Here is a 25,434-nt window from a genome sequence, read left to right on the forward strand (position 1 = left end):
ACAAACCTTGTATGAGAATCACAGATTTACAGAACCTTTTTCTGATCGAAGCCTCTCTGCCCTGAAGGCGGATTGTGAGCAGTGCTTCGGCTTATGTTGTGCCGCATTACCTTTTGCTGCTTCCGTAGATTTCGCTAGAGACAAAGACGCTGGACAGCCGTGTCACAATCTACAGTCGGACTTTCGCTGTGGTGTACATACAGAGCTAAGAGAATTAGGCTACCGTGGTTGTACGGTCTATGACTGTTTTGGAGCTGGGCAAAAGATTTCTCAAGTCACTTATGCTGGAGAAGACTGGAGGAAAAAGCCGAAAACTGCGAAGCAGATGTTCGAGGTATTTCCGATTATGTGGCATTTGCACGAGCTGCTTTGGTATTTACATGAATCTTTGAACCTAGAAATAACCCGTACAATCCATACTGAGCTGCAAACAGCTCTCGATGAAACAGAACAGCTCACCTTACTCAATCCTGAAGCTCTTATAAAGGTGGATGTTTCCGCTCATCGAGCAAAAATCAATATGTTACTGTTGCAGGTCAGTGAAATTGTAAGAACTGACGCTCGTCGTAAACTAAAAAAATCCACGAAGAATTTCAGTCGAGGTGCCGACCTTATGGGAGCAAAGCTCAAAGGAGCTGATCTTAGAGGTGCCAACTTGAGAGGAGCCTATTTAATAGCCGCAGACCTTAGGGATGCTGATCTCAGAGGTGCAGACCTTATTGGAGCAGACTTTCGCGATACTGACCTCAGAGGTGCTAATTTAGCAGAAGCTCTCTTTCTCACCCAGGCACAGATCAATGCGGCAAAAGGCAATACTCTCACGAAATTACCAGCAGCACTCTTGTGCCCTGATCATTGGCACTCTCATTAGATTAAAAAGATCATTTATATCAGCGGTGAATAGAATTTTTTGATCCGAGACACAGCTTCCATAATTTCTAAGACTTCTTTCTCCGCTGTGTTTCGTTCCAGATACTCTACTCTTCCCTGAGATGCTTCCTTGCCCACAACTATTGATAAAGGTATCCCGATCAAGCTTGAATCTTTAAATTTCACGCCAGCGCGTTCATCCCTATCATCGATCAGCGTCTCAATGCCAAACTTGGTTAGTTGATCATAGAGACCTTCTGCAACCGTCCGCTGCTCACTATCCTTGACGGCCATTATCAAGATATGAACCTGATAAGGTGCCAATGCTGCTGGCCACATTAATCCATCCTCATCATGATGCTGTTCAGCAATAGCGGATAAAAGCCGTGAGATACCAATTCCGTAACAGCCCATAATCATAGGTTGACTTTTGCCTGAAGAATCTAAGTAAGAAGCGCCTAGCTTTTCACTGTATTTAGTACCTAATTTGAAAACATGACCCACTTCAATCCCTTGATGAAAATGCAAAACACCCTCCAAACAATGCGGACAAACTTCACCTTCTGCTACATTCCGTAGATCCCCCACATGCTCAAGCGCAAAATCTCTACCTGGTACTACGTTACGGAAGTGATAATCTTTTTCTCCCGCCCCTGTAATCCCTTGGGTCATATCTGCTACTGCTGCATCCACTAGGACAGTCAGCGTTAAACCCACAGGTCCTACAAATCCACTCTCTACACCGGCTAAGGATTTCACTGCCTCGTAGTCAGCAAGCTTAATCTCATTCATTCCTAAATATTTACTTACCTTAATTTCATTGACTTCATGATCTCCCCGGACCAGAACAGCAAAAATCTGTCCGTCACCTTCATAGATTAATGTTTTAATAATCTGCTCTGGCCGGATATCTAGCTCCTGCTCTAGTCGCTCAATTGTGCGCAAATCAGGAGTGAGGAACTTCTCTATCTCCGGTACTTGCATGACAACTTCATTTTTTGCAGGCCGCACGGACTCTGCCTGTTCCAGATTGGCCGCATAATCACAAACGGAGCATGCAGCAATCGTATCCTCCCCAATCTCAGCCAGCGCCATAAATTCATGACTGCCGCCCTCGCCTCCAATCGCACCGGAATCCGCATGGACAGCACGGAATTTCAATCCACATCGCTCAAATATCCGGTGATAAGCCTCGAACATTTGGATATATGATTTATCGAGACCTTCCATGTTTGTATCAAAAGAGTAAGCATCCTTCATCAAAAACTCTCTGCCTCTCAGCAGTCCAAAACGTGGTCGGCGTTCATCACGGAACTTGGTCTGAATCTGATATACGGTAATAGGAAGCTTACGATAAGAGCTGATCTCATTCCGTACGAGTGTGGTTACTACTTCCTCATGTGTAGGACCTAGTATGAATTCCCGCTCATGACGATCCCGAAGCGTCATCAACTCCTTACCGTATACCTCATATCGGCCTGATTCTTTCCAGAGCTCCGCAGGCTGCATAGATGGCATCAATACCTCCTGAGCCCCAGAGAAATCCATCTCATTCCGCACAATCGCTTCTATTTTCCGTAAAACACGTCTTCCAAGCGGTAAATAAGTGTACACACCCGCTGCTAATTGGCGAATATATCCCGCACGCAGCAGTAGCTGATGACTGCTTGTCTCCGCCTCTGTAGGTGCCTCACGCAGAGTTGTTAATAAAAGATTACTTTGACGCATATTTGTACCCTCCCTAAAAAATGAACGCTCTAAACGCAAAAAGACACATTCGTCAGGGACGAATGTGTCGTGATACCACCCTTATTTAACCGCCAACCCATACATAGTCTACATGGCGATCCTCGATCGAATAACGGCCGATTCCGGCAGCGGTTGTACGCTGCAGCTACCCAGGCAGGATACCATCCACACGTATTTGAGGAACCTTTCAGCCGGTGAGTTCCCTCTCTGTTCTAACGCTTCTAGGATCGTAAGTCCTTGGTCAATGCTTTTGTCATTTAAATATTGTATTAAATCTATATGAAAATAATATTTCCGTCAAGCGTCGGCTCCAAAAAAAAGCCGCTTCTCCAGCAGGTAAACTGCTTTTGAAACGGCTTCTTAAATTAAAGCCTAGACAAGAACGCTTGAGCCCATCAGATATTTATCCACTTCACGTGCAGCTTCGCGACCTTCGTTGATGGCCCAGACCACCAAACTTTGACCACGACGCATATCCCCAGCAGCAAACACCTTATCCACGTTCGTGTTGAACTTGCCGTAACGTGCTTTCACATTGGTACGACGATCGGTCTCCAGTTTAAGCTCCTCAACAATATCTTGCTCTGGTCCATCGAAACCAATAGCGATAAGAGCGAGTTGAGCAGGATATACAGCTTCTGTTCCAGGAACGGGCTGATAGATTTTACGACCTGTCTCATCCACGATCCGGCGGATCTGCACGGTATGAAGCTCCTTCAAGTTCCCCTCTTCATCCCCAACAAATTTAGTGGTCATGATTGAGAATTCACGCGGATCATCACCAAAAATAGCTTTCGCTTCTTCTTGCGCATAATCCAAGCTGTACACATTCGGAAATTGCGGCCAAGGATTAGCAATCGGATCCCGTTGCAGAGGCGCTTTTTCATGTGTACCAAATTGAGTGATACTGCCGCAGCCATGACGAAGTGCTGTGGCAACACAGTCAGAACCTGTATCCCCTCCACCCAAGACGATTACATCTTTACCTTCAGCGGATACATAGTTACCATCCTCCAGATTGGAATTCAAGTAACTCTTGATCGTTCCATTTAAATAATCCATGGCATACATAACGCCCTTAAGCTCACTACCTTCAATGTTGAAACGGCGTGCTTTAGTAGCTCCACCACACAGAACAACCGCATCATATTCATCAACAAGCTGCTGAGCCGGAATGTCTTTACCGATCTCAGTGTTCACCACGAAGTTAATTCCTTCAGCAGCCAGCAAATCTACACGACGTTGTACAACTTTTTTATCAAGCTTCATAGTAGGTATTCCATATGTCAGCAGTCCGCCAATGCGGTCACTGCGCTCAAATACAGTTACAGTGTGTCCAGCCTTGTTAAGCTGTGCTGCCGCGGCAAGTCCAGCAGGTCCAGAGCCTACAATTGCAATTTTTTTGCCAGTCCGTTTCTCAGGAGGATTAGGTACAACCCAGCCCTCTTCAAAACCCTTATCAACGATCGCAAGTTCAATTGTTTTGATGGTTACCGGCTGTCCGATCAGACCCACTGTGCAAGAGCCTTCACATGGGGCGGGACAAATACTGCCTGTGAATTCAGGAAAGTTGTTTGTCTTATGCAGACGTTCCAGTGCTTCTTTCCAGAGTCCACGATACACCAAGTTATTCCACTCCGGAATTAAATTGTGTACTGGACAACCTGAGGTCCCGCCAGCCATATCAATACCTGTATGGCAATAGGGGGTTCCGCAATCCATACAGCGTGCGCCCTGTGTCCGAAGCTCGTCCTCGGATAAATGATGGTGGAATTCTTCCCAGTCCTTTACCCGCTGCTCAGGATCCCGATCACCTGGGAGCTGCCGTTTATACTCCATAAAACCTGTAGGTGTAGACATGTTTACGTTTCCCCCATCCGTTCTCTTCGTGTTGAAGTATAGTACATTGTAGCATATCGCGGCTTCGTATGGTTGTCAGCAACGCAATGAAGTACCTGCACATTCTATTCTATACCTATACATAATCATTTCTAATTTTAATTATAGTAACATTCATCACTTTTGCACAGTAATGGATAAATCTACTGATTATTTGTACTATTTCACATGTTATGTCAGAGAAAACGTTTTATTGCTATTCCGTACGTTCATAAACAAGGAAACGGTAATCATACGGATTCTTCTCATCACGAATTCCCTTGATATTGGAGACCTCTTTCCACATCCTCCAGTCAATCTCAGGAAACCGGGTATCTCCTTCAAAATCCTGATCGATCTGCGTCAACATTAGCTTGTCAGCATACGGCAGCATCAAGCGATAAATTTCTGCACCACCGATCACCATCAGCTCATCTTCTTTTCTCCCCTCGCTGAGAGCCTCTTCAAGCGTGTGTAGAACCACTGCACCTTCAGCTGAATAATCAGTATCCCTAGTTAGAATTAGGCTCGTTCTGCCCTTCAAGGGCTTGCCTCCGAGCGAATCCCATGTTTTGCGGCCCATTAGCATTCTTTTGCCCAATGTTTCTGCTTTGAAATAAGCAAAATCCAGCGGTAAATGCCAAGGCATATCGTTATCTTTTCCTATGACATGATTGGCACCCATTGCCCATATTAAGCTAATACTCATGAAGTTCCCTCCTTCCTTCATACTAAATTAAAAAACTACGCTGCCAGAAATTATATTTGCGAATCTTAATTTTTAACAATTACGTTATACTGCGATCGGCGCTTTTATCGAAGGATGCGGATTGTACCCCTCAATGACCAGATCTTCCAGTTCAATATCAAAAATTGATTTCTTCTGTGAATTAATAACCAGTGTAGGCAATGCTCTTAATTCTCTTGATAATTGCTCTTTCACTTGCTCAACATGGTTTGAATAGATATGCGCATCACTAATGCTGTATACAAACTCACCTACTTCTAGACCACATTCATATGCAATTAAATGCGTAAGTAATGAGTAAGATGGAATATTGAAGTTTGCCCCGAGAAAGGAGTCAGCACTGCGTTGCAGCAAGTGGCAGCTTAGTTTACCATTTGCAACATAGAACTGGAACATAACGTGGCAGGGCGGTAACGCAGCTTTACTTCCTTTTGTTCCGGCATTTATAACATCTTCCGGGTTCCATGCGCTCACGATTAAACGCCGAGAATCAGGATTTGTTTTGATCTGATGAATAACGTCTTGTAATTGGTCAATTGATTCACCAGTAGAAGATGTCCAATTCCGCCATTGCTTACCGTAAACATTCCCTAGCTCACCATATTTCGCAGCAAACTCATCATCTTCTAAGACACGATCACAGAATGATTTCATCTCTGCTTGATACACTTGATTAAAATCTTCATCAACTAAACAACGATTCCCGAAGTCTGTCATATCTGGGCCAACATATTCGTCTGATTCAACCCATCTTTTAAAAGCCCATTCATCCCAAATATGATTATTATTTTTCAATAAATAACGAATGTTGGTATCGCCTTTAATAAACCACAATAACTCACTTGCAATTAAGCGAAACGGTGTACGTTTTGTTGTAAACAGCGGGAACCCTTTTGATAAATCAAATCGCATTTGATAACCAAAAACACTAATTGTACCAGTTCCTGTACGATCTTCTTTTTTTACACCATGATCTAAAATATATCGTAAAAAATTCAAATAGGTTTGTTCTAACTCATTCGTCAATGTACTGCACCTCCGTAATATTACACCTCATATATTATATCTGAAAAATCCGAATTTTGTAGAAGGTAAGATAATTTTTAAATATATTTAATAATCGGGTTACATATTCAATTATAAAGGATTGGTTCAGCAAGTGTATCTCTACTCCGCTACCCTAAGCTCCACTCTGGCCCCATAAGCACGAACGTTTGCTTGTCCACCCACAGGAAAGGTAATCATCGGCGATGTATGTCCAAAGTCCACGTCTGCGCTCACAGGAATATCAGATAATTCTTCTTTCGAGCGGATAATTGTAGTTAGCAGCTTCTTTGACATACGCGATTCTTTTTGGAATCTGCCGATCACCAACCCTTTGACCTCTTCAAACTCAGGCTGATGAATTAGGGATTGCAGATCTCGATCAAAGGTTGCAGGTGCTGACTCATAATCATCCTCGATGAACAAAATAGAATTCTTTAAACTAGGCATATACTCTGTTCCCTGCAAAAGATTTAAAGTGCATAAATTGCCACCAATAATCGTTCCTTTCGCTTCCCCATCATTGATAATGAACGGACCTTCATTTTTAATAAATATCCGGTTTTCCTGATCCAGATACCACTCATCATCACTCCAATGCCTGGAAGGCTGCACGAGAATTTCTTTATTGTCCATCATCAGCCTGCGGAAATATTCGATGGTATATTCATTATCGTGGAGCATCGCAAATGTGGAAAAATGCGGCCCGGAGTATGTAACTAATCCTGTTTGAGCATAAATCGCATTACTTAGTGCAGTAATATCCGAATAACCACATAAACGCTTTGGATTCCCCGCAATGATTGAATAATCTATATAACGCAGCAGCTGGTTACTATTGAAGCCTCCAATGGTCGTTAATATTCCTTTCACTTTGGGGTCTAAAAAGGCTTCGTGCAAATCCTCAATTCTCGAATCAATAGAAGAGGAAACAAAATCATCCGTCTCAAAAGAATTTGTTGAAATGGATATCCGAAAACCTAACCGTTCAAGCTGCTCTTTGGCAATTTTTCTTTGCTGAGCATCGATTAATGACAAACTTCTGGAAGGAGAGATAATCCGCAGCTCATCTCCAGGCTTTAATTTATCAGCTCTCATCATTGAACCTCCCTATATTCATGAATTACAGATTAGGTAATTACTCTTCCTTCCAGTATATCTCTTTTCAAAAAAGTGGAAAACACAAAAAAAGGCGGAACGCATTTGCGTCCGCCTTTCTGTTGCCTGCTAGAGCAATTTTGGAGAAAAATTATTTCATTACATGAATTGGGTGACCTTCAACCAATTCAGCAGCTTCCATGACGATTTCGCCAAGGGTTGGATGCGCGTGAATAGTCAAGGCGATATCTTCAAGCGTTGCGCCCATTTCGATTGCCAAACCAAGTTCAGCGATCAAATTGGATGCTTCGATACCAACGATTTGAGCTCCCAGTACCAAATTGTTCTCGGAGTTAGCAACAATTTTGATGAAGCCCTCTGGGCTGTTCAAAGATACTGCGCGACCATTTCCTGCGAATGGGAATTTGCCGCTTTTCACTTTGTAGCCTTTGTCTTTTGCTTCTTTCTCAGTCAAACCAACGCTTGAGCACTCAGGATCTGTAAATACAACAGCTGGGATGACTTTGTAGTCAACAACAGATGTAAGTCCTGCGATTGCTTCTGCAGCGATTTTACCTTCGTAAGAAGCCTTGTGAGCCAAAGCAAGACCTGGAACAACGTCGCCGATAGCGAAGATGGTAGGAATGCTTGTGCGTCCTTGGTGATCAACTTTGATCAATCCGCGCTCGTCGAGCTCAAGACCGATCAGGTCCAGACCAAGTTCACCGTCAGTGTTAGGACGACGACCTACAGTAACAAGCAAGTAATCTGCTGTAACTTCTTTGGACTCGCCACCAACAGAGTATTTCACGGTTACTTCTTTGTCGTTCTGAACAGCACTTTCAGCTTTAGCGTTAGTTACGATTTCGATGCCAGTTTTAGCCATGTTTTTCGCAACAAGACGAGTCATATCTTTATCGAAGCCTGGAAGTACAGTATCCAAACCTTCGATGATTGTTACTTTAGTGCCAAATTTAGAGTACATTTGACCAAGCTCGGCACCGATGTATCCACCACCGATTACGATCATGCTCTTCGGAATTTCTGGAAGTTCCAGAGCTTCAGTCGAAGACAGAATACGTCCGCCGAATGGGAAAGGTTTAAGTTCAATTGGACGGGAACCTGTAGCAATGATGCAGTGTTTGAAGCGGTAACGTGGAGATTCATGATCATTGAACACACGTGCTTCTGTGTCGCTGATAAACATGCACTCGCCGTTAAATACTTCAATTTTGTTGCCCTTCATCAAGCTAGTCACACCGCTAGTCATTTTTTTAACTACGCTGTTCTTGAACTCTTGAGTTTTGGCAAAATCCACTTTAACATTCTCAGCTGTAACGCCGAAAACTTCACCATGCTGTGCAGATTCAAATTGATGTGCAGCAGCGATCAAGGCTTTAGAAGGAATACATCCACGGTTCAAACATACACCGCCGAGTTCCGATTTATCCACGATGAGGACTTTTTGGCCGAGCTGGGCGGCACGAATTGCCGCCACATACCCACCAGGACCTGCACCAATGACCAATGTATCAATATCTAGTGAAGCGTCTCCTACTACCATAATTATACCTCCATAACCAGCAGCTCAGGATTATTGAGCAGCGATTTAATGTAGTTCATAAAGTTTTGAGCAGTCGCACCATCGATAATACGGTGGTCAAAGCTGAGTGACAACGCCATTACTGGAGCAACTACGATTTCACCATTTTTCACAACTGCTTTTTCACTGATACGGCCAGTTCCGAGGATAGCCACTTCAGGGAAGTTGATGATTGGAGTAAAGAACATACCGCCAGCAGAACCGATGTTACTGATGGAGATCGTGCTGCCCTTCATTTCGTTAGCAGACAATTTACCGTCACGGCCACGAACAGCCAAGTCAGTGATGCTGCTAGCGATCATCCAAATGCTCTTACGGTCAGCGTCTTTGATAACTGGAACGATCAAACCGTTTGGTGTATCAGTAGCGATACCGATATTGTAGTATTTCTTGTAAACAATTTCGCCTGCTTCTTCATCAATCATAGCATTAAGTGCTGGGAATTGACGGGAAGCTGCAACAAGAGCCTTAACGATGAATGGAAGGTAAGTAACCTTAACGCCTTTTTTCTCAGCAATAGGTTTCATACGCGTACGGAATGCTACCAGTTCAGTAACATCTACTTCATCCATGATGGTTACGTGCGGAGCAGTGTAAGCCGATTTAACCATTGCGTTGGAGATCGCCTTACGAATACCCTTGAATGGTACACGTTCTTCTTCAAGACTAACGTTACCGCTAGCTGCTGCAGGTGCTGCTTTAGCTTCGGTCTTAGCAGCCTTAGGAGCTTCAGACGCCGCTGCTGCTGCAGGAGCCGCAGGTGTAGAACCACCTTTCAAGAAGGCTTCTACGTCTTCACGAGTGATTTTGCCACCTTTTCCAGTTCCGTTCACTTTGGAAATATCCACTTTTTGCTCACGAGCAAATTTGCGAACGCTTGGTGTAGCCAATACATCGCGGTCAGGAGCTGGTGTTACACTTGCAGATCCGCCTTCTTTAGCATCAGCAGGGCTTGTTGCTGCAGGGGAAGAAGTAGTGTTTGCACTTCCTTTTGCTGCATCAGCTTCAGCAGATGCATGACCTTCTTGTTCAGGAACGTCGCCTTCAGCAGCGATAATAGCAACAACTTCGCCTACGCGGCAAACTTGGCCATCTTTAGTCAGAACTTCCAATACAGTACCATTCACTGGACATGGAACCTCAACTACCGCCTTGTCATTTTGAACTTCCATGATGATGTCATCATCCGTTACCTTGTCACCGGCTTTGATATGCATTTTGATGATTTCACCTTCATGCAGACCTTCACCCAACTCAGGGAAGCGATATTCAAAATTCGATGCTTTGTTAGATGCTGGAGCAGCTGGTGCAGCTGGCGCTTGAGCAGCAGGAGCTTCAGTAGCAGCACCCTCTTGATCAGGCACGTCACCTTCTGCTTCGATAATAGCCACTACTTCACCGACACGGCATACTTGACCGTCTTTAGTCAGAACTTCCAATACAGTACCGTTTACTGGGCAAGGCACCTCAACTACCGCCTTGTCATTTTGAACTTCCATTACGATATCATCATCCGTTACCTTGTCACCGGCTTTGATATGCATTTTGATGATTTCACCTTCATGCAGACCTTCACCTAGTTCAGGAAATCGGTATTCAAACTTTGCCACTTTGAAAACCTCCTCGTGAAATTGGGACTAACCTTATGATTTAAACTTTATAAGATGAAACAACGTTGTCATCCATATGGATGACAACTGTTTCTCGTAAAAATATTTAGAATTCCAAAACTTTCTTCACGCCTGCAATAATACGCGCTGGGTTTGGAAGCCATGTATCTTCAATTTGTGCAAATGGATATACAGTGTCAGGACCTGCGATACGAAGCACAGGAGCTTCTAAGTGCAGTAGAGCTTTTTCATTGATTTGTGCGATAACTTCAGCAGCTACACCCGCACTCTTTTGTGCTTCTTGCACCACGATAGCACGGTTAGTCTTCTTCACAGACGCTACAATAGTGTCGATGTCGATCGGACTTACAGTACGAAGGTCGATAATTTCAACATTAACGCCTTCTTTTTCGAGTTGCTCGGCTGCTTTGGTAGCTGTATGTACCATCAGCCCGTAAGTAATGATCGAAACGTCAGAACCTTCACGTACTACGTTCGCTTTACCAAGTTCAACTGTATATTCACCTTCTGGCACTTCAGCACGGAATGCATGATAAAGGTTCAAGTGCTCCATGAAGAATACAGGGTCATTGTCGCGGATAGACGCGATTAAAAGTCCCTTAGCATCATATGGGTTTGAAGGAATTACAACTTTAATCCCTGGGCTTTGTGCGATCAAACCTTCGAGTGAGTCAGTGTGAAGCTCAGCAGCCTTAACTCCGCCACCAAAAGGAGTACGGAATACTACTGGAGCATTATATTTACCGCCAGAACGCCAGCGCAGACGTGCCGCTTGAACAACGATCTGATCCAGAGCTTCAAAGATAAAACCTACGAATTGAATTTCTGCAATTGGGCGGAAGCCTTGTACACCAAGACCAAATGCCAGACCGCCGATAGCGGACTCAGCTAGTGGTGTATCAAAAATACGATCTTCGCCAAATTCCTTTTGCAGACCTTCTGTTACACGGAAAACGCCACCTACATTACCAACATCCTCTCCGAAGATAAGAACGTTAGGGTCACGATTCAGTTCAACGCGCATCGCGTCGCGGATCGCTTCTTTCATATTCATTTGTGCCATTGCCTGATATCCCCCTTATTCAAAATCGGCTTTTTGCTCTTCCAGATGTTTAGGTGTTACTTCGAACATGCTGTCGATCAAGCCAGGTATTGTCATTTTTTCGGTTTGTTCAGCTTTTTTGATCTGCTCGTTAACAGTAGCTTTCGCTTCATCTTTCACGCGCAGTGTATCTTCTTCAGTCCAAAGACCTTTCTTCTCCAAATACTTGGCAAGACGGGCGATTGGATCCTTTTCACTCCATTGTCCTTCTTCTTCTTTCGAACGATATTTACTTGCATCGTCAGAAAGGGAGTGTGGACGGAAACGGTAAGTTACAGCTTCGATCAATGTAGCACCTTCGCCGTTGCGTGCACGTTCAGCAGCATCGCGTACAGCACTGATTACTGCAAAGATGTCCATACCGTCAACCTTAATCCCTGGAATACCAGCTGCAACCGCTTTGTGAGCGATCGATTTGGAAGCCGTTTGTTTAGCGAACGGAGTCGTAATCGCGTAACCATTGTTTTGAACAAAGAAGATTACAGGCAGTTTAAAACGACCAGCAAAGTTCAAGCCTTCGTAGAAGTCACCTTCTGAAGAACCGCCATCACCAGTGTAAGTAATCGCAACACTCTTTTGTTTTTTCAATTTGAAGCCCATAGCAATACCAGTAGCGTGCAGGATTTGCGCACCAATGATAATTTGTGGCATCAATACATTAACACCATCAGGAATAGCTCCACCATGTTGGTGACCACGGGAATATAAGAAAGCTTGGTACAATGGAAGTCCGTGCCATACTAGCTGCGGAATATCACGGTAGCCTGGGCATAAGAAGTCTTCTTTCTCCAAAGCGAACTCACTACCAATCATGGTAGCTTCTTGACCGGATACCGGTGCGTAGAAACCAAGACGACCTTGACGGCCAAGGTTTACTGCACGATCATCCCAAGTACGGGTAAATACCATACGATACATAATTTCTTTCAGTTGATCGTCAGTTAAATCTGGCATCTTATCCTTATTGATAATTTCTCCATCCGGGGAAAGTACCGATAGAGCCTCGACGTCCTCTGTATACACTTCATAAGGAACTTTACTCATTATCTTCACCTCAATAAAAAAATTTGAATATCAGCTGCCTCTGTTATAATATTATTATACACCTGTTTAGTTACTTTCGTCAAAGAAATACTTATAAAATTTATATTCCTTTAAATTTTGTATGTATAACAGGTGAGATAATTTAATATAACAGTTTAACACTTTTCCAACAAGTAAATGATTAATAACACAGTTACACATTTAATAATTTTAGCGTAACCCTGTGTGTATTGCAAAATTCGACAAGAAAGGTGACGTGACAACGATGAGCGATTCTGTTTTTCTGAAACGCACAATTGTAAAAGAAACGCTTTGGAGTGAACATCTGCAGGAGGAACGTAAATTACGTATCTATCTGCCCCCAGGCTACAATGAAGTTCTCAGTTACCCCGTGGTGTACTGCCAAGACGGAGAAGAGTTTTTCAACTTTGGACGCATTGCTACACTTGCTGGACAACTTATTATAGAAGAAGATGTCGAGCCCTTCATTATCGTCGGTGTAGAAGTTAACGTCGCTGTTCGGACTCAAGAATACGCTCCGTTCGGCAGCCGATTCAAGCAGTACCTATCTTGCTTTTCCGAAGAGATTATTCCCTTCATTGAAAAAAATTATCCCGTACGCCGTACACCCGAAGAACGAATCTTAGCCGGCGATTCCCTTGGAGGCAGCGTCTCCCTCCATCTCGCACTTGCTTATCCAGCTATCTTCACACGTATCATCAGCCTATCCGGTGCATTCTATCCCGAATCACAAGCCATGCTGGCAAAAGAAGAAGATCTCGCCTGGCTTAACATTAATATGGTCGTTGGACTGCAGGAAACAGATTACCAGACTGATACAGGGACCTACGATTTTGTTCAGATGAACAGAGAAACAAAAGCGTTGCTTGAAGCACGTGGAGCTACCGTATCCTACCGTGAGAAAGACGGTCGTCATCTCTGGGGCTTTTGGCAAAAGGAACTCCCTGAATCTCTACTCTATTTTTTAAACACATAATGCCTTATTGATAGAAGCAAAAAATGAACATCTAAAGAACGTATGTAGATTTCAGCCGTGTTTGCGCTTACAGTTTAATCCAGCGAATTTCCTTAATTTACTTTAATACTAATCAGAGAGGGCTGGAACCCAACCGGGTTACAGCTTTTCTCTTATCACCATTTCAAGCAAAACGTCACAGCCTGCATTGATTAAATCATATACCTGCTCAAAATTCCCTGTAAAATAAGGGTCTGGCACTTCTCTCAATTCTTCCTCAGGCAATAAATCCATGAAGAACAAAAGCTTAGCCTCTTCCCCACCAGGAACCTTTCGAACATTCTCTCCATTAGACTTGTCCATACAAACGATATAATCAAACTTCTGAAAATCCTCGCTACTGACCAAACGCGCTGCCATATTTGCATAACTAATCATGTTTTGATCAAGTATACGTCTAGTCCCTTCATGCGGTTCCTTACCAATATGCCAATCTCCAGTTCCCGCACTGTCAACCAGAATCTTATGTGAAAGCTCTTGTTCATCAATCTTATGGCGCAGAACTGCCTCCGCCATTGGTGAGCGACAAATATTACCCAGACATACAAATAGCACGTTTACGATTTTATTCACCTCCCAATTGTTAAAACATAAGTAAATATGAATTTATGCACATAAAAAATCGCACACTATCATTTTAGCGTTGTCTTGGTCAATTGTGCAACTTTTCAATCTGCATTATACTGGGACAGGATAACCAACTAGAGTTTTAGAGGAGGAATGGATGTTATGCCATCCAAACGTGTCGTTATTTTTGCCGGTGGAGAACTATCTCCGGATTATTTCGCTCTATTAGATGAAGAAGATTTTATTATCGGTGCGGACCGGGGTGCATTATTCCTAATCTCACATGGATATATACCAGATATTGCAGTAGGTGATTTTGATTCTGTATCGCCTGAAGCTTTTCAGGATATTCAATCCAAAAGTAAAAAAACCATCACTTGTGATGCCGTAAACAAGGATTTAACCGACAGTGAGATGGCGCTCGATATTGCGATGAATCAGCAACCTGATTCTATTTTACTATTAGGAGTTACAGGCACTCGAATTGACCACTCCTTAGCCAGCATTCAAATGATGACAAGGGCTCTGCAACGTCAAATCAATTGCTACGTCATGGATTCTAATAACTATGTGACACTTACCGGATCCCAAACAGTTATTGAAGATTTGGGCTACACCTATGTATCTTTGCTTCCATTAACTCCTGAAGTAACAGGGATTACATTAGAAGGATTTCAATATCCTTTGAATGACGCCACTTTAAAGCTAGGCCAATCTCTAGGTGTAAGCAACAAACTGATTTCCTCCACTGGAACAGTTAGAATACGTAGTGGATTATTGCTGATTATCCAGAGCAAAGACTAAATACATAGTGATATAGAAACATCCTTGTAACTATTGTTTTAAAATCAAAAAGCCGATAAATCCTTTATATATCAAGGGGTTTACGGCTTATTTTATTGTCCAAAATATCAAGTTATTAATTTTTTGTAACTTTTAATGAATTTTTAATAAAACGTTTACAACCTAGGCCCAGCCTCACTTTATTGCTGCTCTACCAAATTTTATGACATAGATAACCTGCTATACTACGAATCAGGCAAGCAAGACAAGACACAGCAAGACAGATTGATATACTAACTTTGGAGGTACTTACAACATGAATAAACAACAATGGATAAAAAAAGCGATTGTCATAGGAATGGTTACTACGATGGGCTTAGGAACAATGATGGCAACAGGCGTAGGCGCAACTAAAGTCGAAGCCGCTACGGTGTCCAAAGGACAAAGCGTTGTCAATTTCGGGAAAAACTATATGGGAACTCCATACAAATTCGGAGCATCTACTTCTACTACTAAGGTTTTTGATTGCTCTTCATTTATGAAACATATCTTTAAAAAGTATAATGTATCATTACCCCGTACAGCTGCAGCTCAATCAAAAGTAGGAACTTCTGTTTCCAAAGCAAACCTTCGTGTGGGCGATCTTGTATTCTTCTCTAGCGGCAGCAGAGCAACTGGTAAAAATGTAACTCACGTAGCTGTTTACGCCGGAAACGGTAAAATTCTGCACACTTACGGTAAACCAGGTGTTACGGTTTCTGATCTTAATTCTGGTACATGGAAAAAGACTTATCTAAAGGCTCGCCGCGTACTGTAAACAACAGCTCTATAGTAGAGTCTTTTCTATAAAAGAGAATAAGTCTCAGGATGTGGTGCTGCCTTCGGGCACCCTCATTACATATCCTGTTCCGCGAACAGTGTGAATTAACTTGTTCCGGTACCCTTTATCAATCTTTAAGCGGATATGCCTGATGTATACATCTACAACATTGGTATCTGCATGGAATTGATATCCCCATACTTGTTTGAGTATTTCCTCGCGGGAACATATAATCCCTCGATTCGCAGCGAGATAATATAGAAGATCGAATTCTTTATGCGTCATCTTAAGCTCGATCCCTTCACGGGTGACCAGCCTGCGGCTGGGATCGAGCATTAAACCATCCACCTTTAACAGATGTTTTAAATTTCGACGCCGACCCGTGAGGGTTAATAAATTTAGAATTCTACATTTGAATTCACCGGTATGTAGTGGTTTTGACATAAAATCATTCCCCCCGGCTAAAAAGGCCGCAACCGCTCCGTTACCCGATAACTCTTCGGAAATCACCATGACCGGAAGAATCATTCCCTCATCTCTTACTGCGGAAATGATTTTCCATCCTTCCCATGTTCCCACCTCGCCTAAATCAGCAAGCAGCAATACCGGTTCTACTTCAGAAATGGATAAGCGAAGATCTTCGGGATCTTCGCTTTTTGTTATTTGCAGACCGATATCATTAAACACTTTTTCTATAGCGATTCGCTCTTCTACTCCTCTTTCGTTTCCCTCAGACATATACCATATCAGTTGCTCACTCACAAAGATCCCCCGTATCCATCAGACATGCATCAGCATCCCATTAATAGATATAGAATCCCCGGAAAGCAAAGAGACCATTCCTAGGAAATGGTCTGAAGATCAGTTTATCTTGCTTTTTAACCGAAATATCGATGATAAAAGCTACGGGCGGCGGCAATATCCTTCGTCCCATGAATCAATGCCCGGCCATCTGCGAAGATCACCATCCGGTAAGGACCTTCTTTAAAGGAAATTAGATAAGGATTGCTCTCTACCTCACCGTCTCCTAAACGAGACAAGCGGCTGGCTGTTTCCTGCAGGTTAAGGCTCTGCGGCCGGGCAGGGCGGATTTGTACGGTATCCCTACCACAAAGCACATCACTTCGTTCCGTATTCAAGGCTGTTAGATAAGGGTAGATCGGATGAGTCCCACAAGAAGGGCAATTCTCCTTTTTGGCACTTTTCACTCCAATTTCTTGATGTTCATTACGCCATACATCGAAAGTGAGCAGTTTATTTCTTAATTGGTCCTTACGGTTACCGAGAAGCTTTAACGCCTCAGCTGTAGCATTTGCAGTAACCAATTGCACGGCCTGTGGAAGAATACCCGCTGTATCACAGGTATCTCCCCCTAGTGGGACTGTACCTAAAAGACAATGAAGACATGGCGTTTCTCCAGGCAAAATCGTATATGTAATTCCATAGCTTCCTACACAAGCTCCATAAATCCAAGGGATATTATTCTTTTGGGCAATATCATTAATGATGAGACGTGTATCGAAATTATCGGTCCCATCCATAATCAGATCCACCCCTGAGATGAGTCCTTCCAGTTCTTCCTTCCGCACATCCATAACATGCGCTTCTATGACAACCTCAGAATTAATCTGCTGCAGTCTGTTCTGGGCTGCTATGGCTTTCGGAGCTCGCTCCTGTGCATCCATCTCGGTATACAGCTGTTGCCGCTGCAGGTTACTCCACTCTACATAATCGCGATCAACGATAAGGACATGCCCAACACCACAGCGGACCAATGTCTCTGCAATCCCTGTACCTAACGCACCCGCACCAACCACAAGCACTTTTGATTTTGCGAGCCCCTGCTGTCCTTCAGTACCAAATGGCGCGAAACGTATCTGTCGTGAGTATCGATCTTCTCGCCCGGCGTTATGAAACATACATTATCTCCTCCCCATATCCAAAAAGCGGAGAACAGCAGGATGTCTGCTATTCTCCGGATTTATGATTATTCTATACTTGTACAGCTGACCACTGCTCAACATCCCAAATTTTCGTAACCCAATCTTCATAGAAATCAGGTTCATGGGATACAAGCAGGACTGTGCCTTTATATTCTTGCAAAGCGCGCTTCAGCTCTGCTTTAGCAATAACGTCAAGGTGATTGGTAGGTTCATCGAACAGTACCCAGTTGCTTTCACGCATCAAAAGCTTACAAAGACGCACCTTCGCTTGCTCCCCACCGCTCAGCATACTAAGCGGACGTGTAATATGTTCATTTTTTAGACCACAGCGAGCCAGATGCCCACGAACTTCGTTCTGAGTTAAACTGGAGAATTCATTCCAGACATCCTCAATAGGCGTAAGACTAGCTGCTTTCACTTCTTGTTGGAAATATGCAGGGTTCAGATAATCCCCAAGATAGGTTTTGCCGCTGTATGTTGGGATCACTCCCAGAATAGTCTTCAGCAGTGTAGATTTACCTACACCATTGCAGCCAACAATAGCAATCTTCTCCCCACGTTCAATGACCATATTTAGCTGTGGCAGCAGCGGACGATCATAACCAATCTCGAAATCAATTCCTTCGAATACGGTTTTGCCGCTTGCCCGGCTCTCTTTAAACTTAAAGGTCGGCTTAGCAGCTTCTTCAGGACGATCAATTCGGTCCATACGATCAAGCTGCTTCTCACGGCTTTTTGCCCGGCCTGAGGTTGAAGCACGCGCTTTATTCCGTTGGATGAAGTCCTCTTGTTTTTTGATAAAATCTTGTTGTTTCTCATAGGCATCGATATGCTGGTTTTTGTTCATCTCCGCCATATCAAGGAATTTCTCATAGTTCGCCGTGTAACGGGTCAATTTACCAAACTCCAAGTGATAAACGACATTAACGACTTTATTCATGAACTCAGTGTCATGGGAAATCAATATAAATGCATATGGGTACTGTTTCAAATAGTTGGTCAGCCAATCGATATGCTCAACATCCAAATAGTTGGTAGGCTCATCAAGCAATAGTACATTGGGTTTCTCAAGCAAAAGCTTTGCCAGCAGTACTTTGGTTCTTTGACCACCGCTAAGAGAAGCTACATCACGATCAAGCCCAATCACGGACAGGCCTAAACCATTTGCCATTTCCTCCACTTTTACATCAATCAGATAGAAATCTCCGATGTCCAGTTGTTCCTGAATGTCCCCCATCTGCTCCAGTAGTACTTCTAGTTCCTCAGGCGAAGCATCACCCATCTGCTCTGTGATCTTCAGCATTTCCTGCTCTAACTCAAGCAGTGGCAGAAAAGCGTCCTTTAGAACATCGCGAATCGTTTTTCCTGGTGTAAGAATCGTATGTTGGTCCAAATAACCGTAACGCACCCGAGGGGTCCATTCTACTTTACCATTATCCTTCAAAAGCTTTCCTGTCAAAATATTCATTAGCGTCGATTTACCAACGCCATTTGCTCCAACAATTCCAACATGTTCTCCTGGTAACAACCGGAAAGACACGTTCTTGAACAACGTCCGATCCCCAAAATTGTGGGAAACGTCTTCTACAGTAAGTAAACTCATAAATTCTCCGCAAGCTCCTGTCTATACTTAAATAATGCGTAAATCAAATCACGTATAAATATATATTTTATCACACTTTAGCGGAACACTGAATTAAATGTTAGTCCCAATAGCCTATCTTAAGAAAAAACCACGGCGTTTTCCATCGTTTCGTTCGCCCTTAATGTCCCCTAATAGCTCAGCAATTACATCTGCCAACTTCCCTTTTTGTAAAAATGGATCTTGCTGACACGGTAAATTATAAACCCTATCTATACCTAAAGAATTTCGCAACAGTTCAACAGATTGCTGTTCAGCAAGTGGTAAACCCACTCTCCAATCCCGTTCAGGCTGCAGCCCCTTCCTCCTAATCCATAATAAAGTTTCCTCCAGTCGCCAATCTGCGCCAGAAGCAATTAGAATGGGAATATCGCTATGTTTGATTTCTTCCAGCGCTCCATCAAATCCACCCGTGCCCAGATCTAATACCACAAATTGATAAGCCCCTCTCATAAGCTCTGCTACATCCCCATGGTGAGGTCGCTTCCAGTAATGAACCTTCCTCCAGGAAAATACAGACTCAGAGCTCTCAGCAGGAACTGAAGCGCTCTGCACATCAAGCAAATTGTGCATGCGATCATAAACCGATGAATCCGGTGATAGATCAACCCAAGCTGTTGAACCAATCTGTGCCAGATAACTGCTAATCGCAAATGAAGTATGTGTTGTTCCAAGCCCCGGCCCTACTCCAAGTAAGGCAATCACTTTAGCTTTCCGTTTATCAACTGCTAGGGGTACAGACACTGCTGAATGATTACCTTCATCCATATCAGCCTCCACGTGAACCAGTGCTTGAATAACAGCTGTTGCCTCCTGATATCTTTCCTCCGGATGTGGCCGTAATAAACGTCTTATTATCGGAATAAAAGCTGCGGGAACTTGGTCACGCAACTTATTTTCCATTCCTGACTCCCAGTGGCTGCATAATCCTCCGGTAGCCATATATAAAAGCAACGCACCAAGACCATATAAGTCAGAAACCGGTTGACTCTGCCCATTCCCATACTGCTCAGGAGCTGCGAATCCTACTGTACCAAGCTTCACCGTATCTTCAGCGATGCCTTTTCTAAAATTTCGAGCGATTCCGAAGTCGATTAACATTAATTCTTTTTGCTTAGTTAACATAAGATTGGAGGGCTTTAAATCACGATAAACAATGGGCGGATGATGACCATGCAAATATTGCAGGACTTCTAAAAGCTGTTTAGCAATTTGTAGGATGAATTCACAAGGCAAAGGTCCGGGATTATCCCTCATCAGCTGACTTAAAGTTATCCCTTCAATATAATCCATGACTAAATAAGAATACCCTTCTTTATCCGAAAGATAGTAATCAACAATACGTGGAAGCCGCGGGTGATCCAGCCCCATTAGCATCTCCGCTTCCGCTTCAATGTCCGAATGCAGCGTTGCTGAGCTAACACTTTCTTTTACAGCCCAACGTTTCCCCTTTAAACGCAGATCCTCCGCAAGATAAACAATACTCATTCCACCTGTTCCAATCTGGTCAATAATTCTGTATCTGGCGTCCATTATCTGCCCTACCCCAAGCTTCGATGCAAAATTCACTGAACTTCCCCCTTTTTCACATAAAAAAAAAGAGAAAGCTTCCGCCATTAACGTTGTTACCGCAGATTACGATAACGTTAATAACGGGATGCTTTCCCTTAAGATTTTTAAATTAGGATCTTACCTAGTATTTAATCATATAAAGCGTGATCTCGTCACGATTATGAAACAGCTGCTTAGCCCGCTGAATCTGCATACGTTCGCCCTCAAACATTGCAATGATCTCTTTGATCATCGCTAGAGGTTTCTTATGCATCAGCTTTACGGTCACAATCGCTGTTCCGCCTGGTGACAGGCTGTGCAGCAGCCCGGTTACAAGCTTTGCCATCAGCTTAGGACTCCAGCTCATATCACATACAAGCAGATCAAATTCATTATCGCGGAATTTCACTTCTCCGGCATTTTTGCGCAGGATCTTCAGACCCGGGTAATTACGCAGCGATTCATGCATCAAAGCAGGGTCAACCGCTGTTACCTTCATTCCACGCTCCAGCAAGAAAGAAGTCCAGCCCCCTGGAGAGGCGCCAATATCAAGCGCATTACGGAAGCTGTAAAAAGGAATAGCGAACTCCTTCTCCGCTTCCATCAGCTTGAACTTAGCACGTGAGATTTGTCCGTCTTCTTTGCGGAAGCGGATTGCACCGCCATTCCAGCCGGATAGATTCTCTTCTGGTCTGGAAACTCCTGCATATAAGGCATTCCCGTCTGCGTAGACAGAAATGACCCATGCCGGATCTTGTACTGTAAATTCTGCACCCAAGCTTTGTAATTGCTCCTGCAGCCATTCACGAAGTTCGCCCGGACTTTCCTGCCAGAAGGAAGGATCCCCTTTACGAACATTTAGGGATACTTTCTCCCCCTCTAGCTCACTGCGGCGGCTTAAATACACAGCCAAACGCTGTAGTGCTTCCATGGTTCCTTCATCCTGAAACTGCACAGGCTGTATATGACGAAGGAAAATGGGCAGATTCTGTGTGAGCAATCGTGATACTTCCTCGGGTTCAGACTGCAAGGTGGCGAGAAAGATTTCTCCCGGCAACAGCAGCGTACTCTTCACTGCGCCGAACAAGCGCCGAAGCTCTTCCTGAGCATATGGCGCAAAGCCGTGATTAGCTGTACAAATATATCGGGAGTACACTATTTCTTCCGGAGCAGTGGTCTGCTCTTCGTTATCATGTCTTAATTCGTTCAAATCGTTTTGCCTCCAGGTCTAATTTTAATCCAGGGACGACCGCTATCCCATTCTACATCAACAGGAATATCATAGGTGGCCAAGATCATTTCTTTGGTTAATACTTCTTCTTTCGGTCCGGAACCAGCTAGCTTACCGTCGCGAATTAAAGCAACATGTGTAAAAAGCGGGACAATTTCTTCCACATGATGAGTTACATAAACAACGGAGACATTACGTTGTCTTAGCTTATCTACTTCAGCCAGCATTTTTTCTCTTTCGTACAGATCAAGACCTGCACAAGGCTCGTCCATAATCAGTAGTTTGGGGTCAGCCATAAGACATCTTGCCAGCATTGCTTTTTTTCGCTCTCCCTGTGACAAGGTTCCAAAAGGATGAAGTGCCATATTGCCCAGATTCATATCCTCTAGCAAGCGGATTGCCTTCTCCTTCACTTCGTGTGGAATGCTCTCGTAGAAACGCAAATAAGCGTAAGCTCCTGTAGCGACAACCTCCCACACCGGATCATTTAAAGACATCTTCTCCATTAAGGAAGGACCAATATAACCAATTTCTTTACGAACCTCGCGTAAATCACATTGACCATATTTATTCCCCAATACCTCAACAGTTCCTTTGCTAGGGAATAAATAACCTGTCATAATCTCCAAAATTGTTGTTTTGCCAGAACCATTCCGTCCCAAAATGACCCAGTTTTCGCCTTCCTTAACTTCTAAGGACACATCGTCCAAGATTAGGCTTTCTTCTCTGCGCAGAGATAAATGTTGTAATGAAATGATCATGATATAACACTCCTTATGTATTCCAGAATCCGCTCAACTGAAACCATTGAATAATAAATATGCGGATCCTCTATCCGGTCAGCAGAAGCCACTAGTAGAGCAGGAACACTGGTAATACGGTATTGTTGTACCAGATTAGGCAACATGTTCACATTTCCAGCAACCATTTGGAGTTCAGCAGGCAACAGATGTGCCGCCACTTCCAACATGCGTTCTGTTGCCTTACAGGTACCACACAGCGGAGTATGCAAAAACACTACCAGCGGTTCTCCCGGTCTCGTGAGTATCTCCAGTAAATCCGCTTCGTTCATTTCCTTCATTTTAGTCCCGTCTCCCCAGCGATATCATGAAGCTTATCAGAACTCAGGGGACCATTAAACAAGCGCATCCCCTCAGGTTTAGCCGCGTATAAGATTTCATACATTTCTTTTCTCCCTAAAACGCTGGAGGTGTGTAGATAGATTTCACAGGGGTACAGTCCTTCCAGAACAATCCGTCTAGCCACTTCCCCACCTGAATAATCATCCGGTCCCATATCATAATCTAACGATAAAATACCGACCTCACACTCACGCAGCATCAGAAGACATTCTTCTGTTGTCCGGGCTAAAGCAAATCCAAGCGGACCTTTACGGAGATCGTCCATATAGATATGAATCACTTTCTAGCCCCCGCTTCAAACCAACTGCGAACAGTAGCTATTTCATTCCGATGACTGCCATCTGGACCCTTTTCAGTTTCCAAAACAACAGATGTTTTACGTAATGGATCAGAAGTTATTAAGCTTTCAAGACCCTTTTCGCCGATAAAACCTTTTCCTATTCCAGCATGCCGGTCCCGTCTTGAACCAAAGGGAAACTTAGAATCATTAAGATGAACAGCTACAAGATGCGGCCAAAATCCAAGCTGGTTTCCTCGTTCAAGCAAGTCTTCCGTATGCTCAGGATTCCAAATTCCTGCTGCAAAAGCATGACAGGTATCCAGACAAAATCCAATCTTCTCGGGAAACTGGCTAAGCTCACGAACCTTCACCAATTCTTCAAGTGTAATCCCTTCGGTACCATGGTTGCCCGCTTGATTCTCAATTAGCAGCTTGGCGTTACCTTCCCAGGACTGCAGCGTCTCATTCATACATTGTATAATATTTTGATAGCCTTGTAACGGCTCCATTCCAGCAAAATGTCCAAAATGAACAACAATACCTAAGGAACCGCAGGCTTCAGCAATTTCCAGATCATTAAGAAGGGAGTCTACATACACCTTTCGAGGGGTTGCGTCATCCCTATTCGCAGCCATATTGATTGCATAAGGGGTGTGGGCGATAGAGGTGATTCCTTTTTCTTGGCAAAAGAGTGCACAATCCCTTGTATCTCGAATATCAACCGTCTTTAGCTTCAGACTGCGCGGATTTTTCGGAAAATATTGAAAACTTGTTGCACCGCTCTCCCAAGCCAATCGGGCAGCTCTCCCATATCCACCACGAATGCTGACATGAGCCCCTATTTTGGGTTTAGGCTTCATGCTGACAGTCTGGGCAATAAAATACTTTGCGTCCAGACAGCTCTGTTTTGATAATCGTTCCCCCATCGCGTAGGCAAGGCTCGCCCTCACGGTCATAGACTTTACATTGATCATTATAGGAACCCGTAACCATGTCACCTGTCATAAACGGCATTTCCATGTATCCGCCGATCTCTGTCGCATCAGTTAATACTTTTTGAATGCTTTGATACAGACGGGAAATGGCTTCAGGTGATAAATTTTGTACTAAAACTGAAGGCAGAAGCCCAGCGTCAAAAGCAATCTCATCCGCATAACAATTTCCAATACCCGCCATTACATGCTGATTCACTAACAGACTTTTTAACGCACCACGCCGCCCTTTTAATATTCCTGCAAAACGTTCCGGCGTCATCCGTCGATCCAGGAGCTCAGGTCCAAGCTTACCCATCGTTGCTTCGCTTTCCTTCACGGATACTAAATGTAAGAACCCTAACCGCAGGCCCATAAAATAAAGGATCTGATCACCAAATGCGATTTCTACTTGCGTATTACGATCCGGCCGCTCTTCTTCTGAACCATAAAAAAGCAATCCACCCAGCATTAAATGCAATAGTAATCTTCGTCCATCATGGAGATGAAACAAAATGTACTTGGCGCGCCGCTCTACAAAAACAACACGCGCACCGATCAAGGCATCAATGAAAGCTTCTGTTTCCATGTTAATTGTTTTTTCTCTGTTCACAATTACATTAGTTATCGGAACATTTATAATACGCTGGCTAAGCAGCTGTCTATAATTCTCCATTTCCGGCAATTCTGGCATACTCATC

The 25,434-nt window shown here is 43.7% G+C and carries 24 protein-coding genes; 4 read left to right on the forward strand and 20 right to left on the reverse strand.

What is annotated here, in order from left to right; all coding sequences use genetic code 11:
• The first annotated feature begins 7 nt into the window (after positions 1–7).
• Positions 8–871: a pentapeptide repeat-containing protein gene (locus NSS82_RS18480; protein ID WP_036687674.1), complete on the forward strand. Its 864-nt coding sequence runs from the start codon at positions 8–10 to the stop codon at positions 869–871.
• Positions 872–885: 14 nt separating this feature from the next.
• On the opposite strand, the gene NSS82_RS18485 is transcribed toward NSS82_RS18480, so the two are convergent.
• From NSS82_RS18485 to pdhA, 9 genes are all read right to left on the reverse strand, one after another.
• On the reverse strand, positions 886–2,598 hold the full coding sequence (locus tag NSS82_RS18485) for a proline--tRNA ligase (protein WP_076273277.1): 1,713 nt from the start codon (positions 2,596–2,598) through the stop codon (positions 886–888).
• Positions 2,599–2,991: 393 nt separating this feature from the next.
• The gene (locus tag NSS82_RS18490; protein WP_036687677.1) at positions 2,992–4,479 is read right to left on the reverse strand and encodes a glutamate synthase subunit beta; all 1,488 of its coding nucleotides are present in this window, start codon (positions 4,477–4,479) and stop codon (positions 2,992–2,994) included.
• Between the two features lie 235 nt (positions 4,480–4,714).
• The gene (locus tag NSS82_RS18495) at positions 4,715–5,206 is read right to left on the reverse strand and encodes a dihydrofolate reductase (RefSeq protein ID WP_036687679.1); all 492 of its coding nucleotides are present in this window, start codon (positions 5,204–5,206) and stop codon (positions 4,715–4,717) included.
• Between the two features lie 84 nt (positions 5,207–5,290).
• Entirely contained in the window at positions 5,291–6,271 is a 981-nt protein-coding gene (locus tag NSS82_RS18500) for a thymidylate synthase (RefSeq protein WP_036687680.1), read from the reverse strand.
• A gap of 141 nt (positions 6,272–6,412) precedes the next feature.
• Complete coding sequence (locus NSS82_RS18505) at positions 6,413–7,387, reverse strand: S66 family peptidase (protein WP_341109920.1); 975 nt, start codon at positions 7,385–7,387, stop codon at positions 6,413–6,415.
• A 151-nt stretch (positions 7,388–7,538) separates the two neighbouring features.
• Positions 7,539–8,951, reverse strand: a complete 1,413-nt coding sequence (lpdA, locus tag NSS82_RS18510) for a dihydrolipoyl dehydrogenase (RefSeq protein WP_036687684.1) — start codon at positions 8,949–8,951, stop codon at positions 7,539–7,541.
• Between the two features lie 2 nt (positions 8,952–8,953).
• Complete coding sequence (locus tag NSS82_RS18515; protein WP_076098770.1) at positions 8,954–10,600, reverse strand: 2-oxo acid dehydrogenase subunit E2; 1,647 nt, start codon at positions 10,598–10,600, stop codon at positions 8,954–8,956.
• A 106-nt stretch (positions 10,601–10,706) separates the two neighbouring features.
• Positions 10,707–11,684 carry an alpha-ketoacid dehydrogenase subunit beta gene (locus tag NSS82_RS18520; protein WP_038571553.1) on the reverse strand — a complete coding sequence of 326 codons (978 nt, stop codon included), beginning with the start codon at positions 11,682–11,684 and terminating at the stop codon, positions 10,707–10,709.
• Between the two features lie 15 nt (positions 11,685–11,699).
• A complete protein-coding gene (gene pdhA, locus NSS82_RS18525; protein ID WP_036687689.1) occupies positions 11,700–12,767 on the reverse strand; it encodes a pyruvate dehydrogenase (acetyl-transferring) E1 component subunit alpha in 1,068 nt (355 codons plus the stop codon).
• A 265-nt stretch (positions 12,768–13,032) separates the two neighbouring features.
• Here pdhA and NSS82_RS18530 point away from each other — a divergent pair, with 265 nt between their 5' ends.
• Positions 13,033–13,764: an alpha/beta hydrolase gene (locus NSS82_RS18530; RefSeq protein WP_036687691.1), complete on the forward strand. Its 732-nt coding sequence runs from the start codon at positions 13,033–13,035 to the stop codon at positions 13,762–13,764.
• A 138-nt stretch (positions 13,765–13,902) separates the two neighbouring features.
• Here the strand turns inward: NSS82_RS18530 and NSS82_RS18535 are convergent, their stop codons facing one another.
• Positions 13,903–14,367 carry a low molecular weight protein-tyrosine-phosphatase gene (locus NSS82_RS18535; protein WP_036687823.1) on the reverse strand — a complete coding sequence of 155 codons (465 nt, stop codon included), beginning with the start codon at positions 14,365–14,367 and terminating at the stop codon, positions 13,903–13,905.
• Positions 14,368–14,532: 165 nt separating this feature from the next.
• On the opposite strand from NSS82_RS18535, the gene NSS82_RS18540 reads away from it, so the two are divergent.
• Entirely contained in the window at positions 14,533–15,174 is a 642-nt protein-coding gene (locus tag NSS82_RS18540) for a thiamine diphosphokinase (RefSeq protein WP_036687693.1), read from the forward strand.
• 295 nt (positions 15,175–15,469) lie between these two features.
• Positions 15,470–15,970 (forward strand): C40 family peptidase, encoded by a 501-nt coding sequence (locus tag NSS82_RS18545; RefSeq protein ID WP_036687694.1) that lies wholly within the window; start codon positions 15,470–15,472, stop codon positions 15,968–15,970.
• A gap of 45 nt (positions 15,971–16,015) precedes the next feature.
• Here the strand turns inward: NSS82_RS18545 and NSS82_RS18550 are convergent, their stop codons facing one another.
• The 10 genes from NSS82_RS18550 to NSS82_RS18595 form a co-directional block, all read right to left on the reverse strand.
• Positions 16,016–16,735 carry a response regulator transcription factor gene (locus tag NSS82_RS18550; protein WP_076103939.1) on the reverse strand — a complete coding sequence of 240 codons (720 nt, stop codon included), beginning with the start codon at positions 16,733–16,735 and terminating at the stop codon, positions 16,016–16,018.
• 116 nt (positions 16,736–16,851) lie between these two features.
• Positions 16,852–17,892: a ThiF family adenylyltransferase gene (locus NSS82_RS18555; protein ID WP_076103941.1), complete on the reverse strand. Its 1,041-nt coding sequence runs from the start codon at positions 17,890–17,892 to the stop codon at positions 16,852–16,854.
• A 73-nt stretch (positions 17,893–17,965) separates the two neighbouring features.
• Positions 17,966–19,519 (reverse strand): ABC-F family ATP-binding cassette domain-containing protein, encoded by a 1,554-nt coding sequence (locus tag NSS82_RS18560; RefSeq protein ID WP_036687697.1) that lies wholly within the window; start codon positions 19,517–19,519, stop codon positions 17,966–17,968.
• A 114-nt stretch (positions 19,520–19,633) separates the two neighbouring features.
• Positions 19,634–21,127, reverse strand: a complete 1,494-nt coding sequence (locus NSS82_RS18565; RefSeq protein WP_081386913.1) for a serine/threonine-protein kinase — start codon at positions 21,125–21,127, stop codon at positions 19,634–19,636.
• Positions 21,128–21,251: 124 nt separating this feature from the next.
• Positions 21,252–22,319, reverse strand: coding sequence for an SAM-dependent methyltransferase (locus tag NSS82_RS18570; protein ID WP_036687700.1), 1,068 nt, complete (start codon positions 22,317–22,319; stop codon positions 21,252–21,254).
• Complete coding sequence (locus NSS82_RS18575) at positions 22,316–23,101, reverse strand: ABC transporter ATP-binding protein (RefSeq protein ID WP_282579836.1); 786 nt, start codon at positions 23,099–23,101, stop codon at positions 22,316–22,318. Before NSS82_RS18575 ends, NSS82_RS18570 begins: the two co-directional genes overlap by 4 nt.
• Positions 23,098–23,421: a thioredoxin family protein gene (locus NSS82_RS18580; protein WP_038571558.1), complete on the reverse strand. Its 324-nt coding sequence runs from the start codon at positions 23,419–23,421 to the stop codon at positions 23,098–23,100. The genes NSS82_RS18575 and NSS82_RS18580 overlap by 4 nt, the downstream gene beginning before the upstream one ends.
• The gene (locus tag NSS82_RS18585; RefSeq protein ID WP_036687703.1) at positions 23,418–23,762 is read right to left on the reverse strand and encodes a cyclic-phosphate processing receiver domain-containing protein; all 345 of its coding nucleotides are present in this window, start codon (positions 23,760–23,762) and stop codon (positions 23,418–23,420) included. The genes NSS82_RS18580 and NSS82_RS18585 overlap by 4 nt, the downstream gene beginning before the upstream one ends.
• Positions 23,759–24,622: a deoxyribonuclease IV gene (locus NSS82_RS18590; protein WP_036687705.1), complete on the reverse strand. Its 864-nt coding sequence runs from the start codon at positions 24,620–24,622 to the stop codon at positions 23,759–23,761. The genes NSS82_RS18585 and NSS82_RS18590 overlap by 4 nt, the downstream gene beginning before the upstream one ends.
• Complete coding sequence (locus NSS82_RS18595) at positions 24,612–25,427, reverse strand: Fpg/Nei family DNA glycosylase (protein WP_036687706.1); 816 nt, start codon at positions 25,425–25,427, stop codon at positions 24,612–24,614. The genes NSS82_RS18590 and NSS82_RS18595 overlap by 11 nt, the downstream gene beginning before the upstream one ends.
• Positions 25,428–25,434: the final 7 nt, after the last annotated feature.

The organism is Paenibacillus sp. FSL H7-0735 (assembly GCF_038008505.1).
GTDB classification, from domain to species: Bacteria; Bacillota; Bacilli; order Paenibacillales; family Paenibacillaceae; genus Paenibacillus_AQ; species Paenibacillus_AQ odorifer.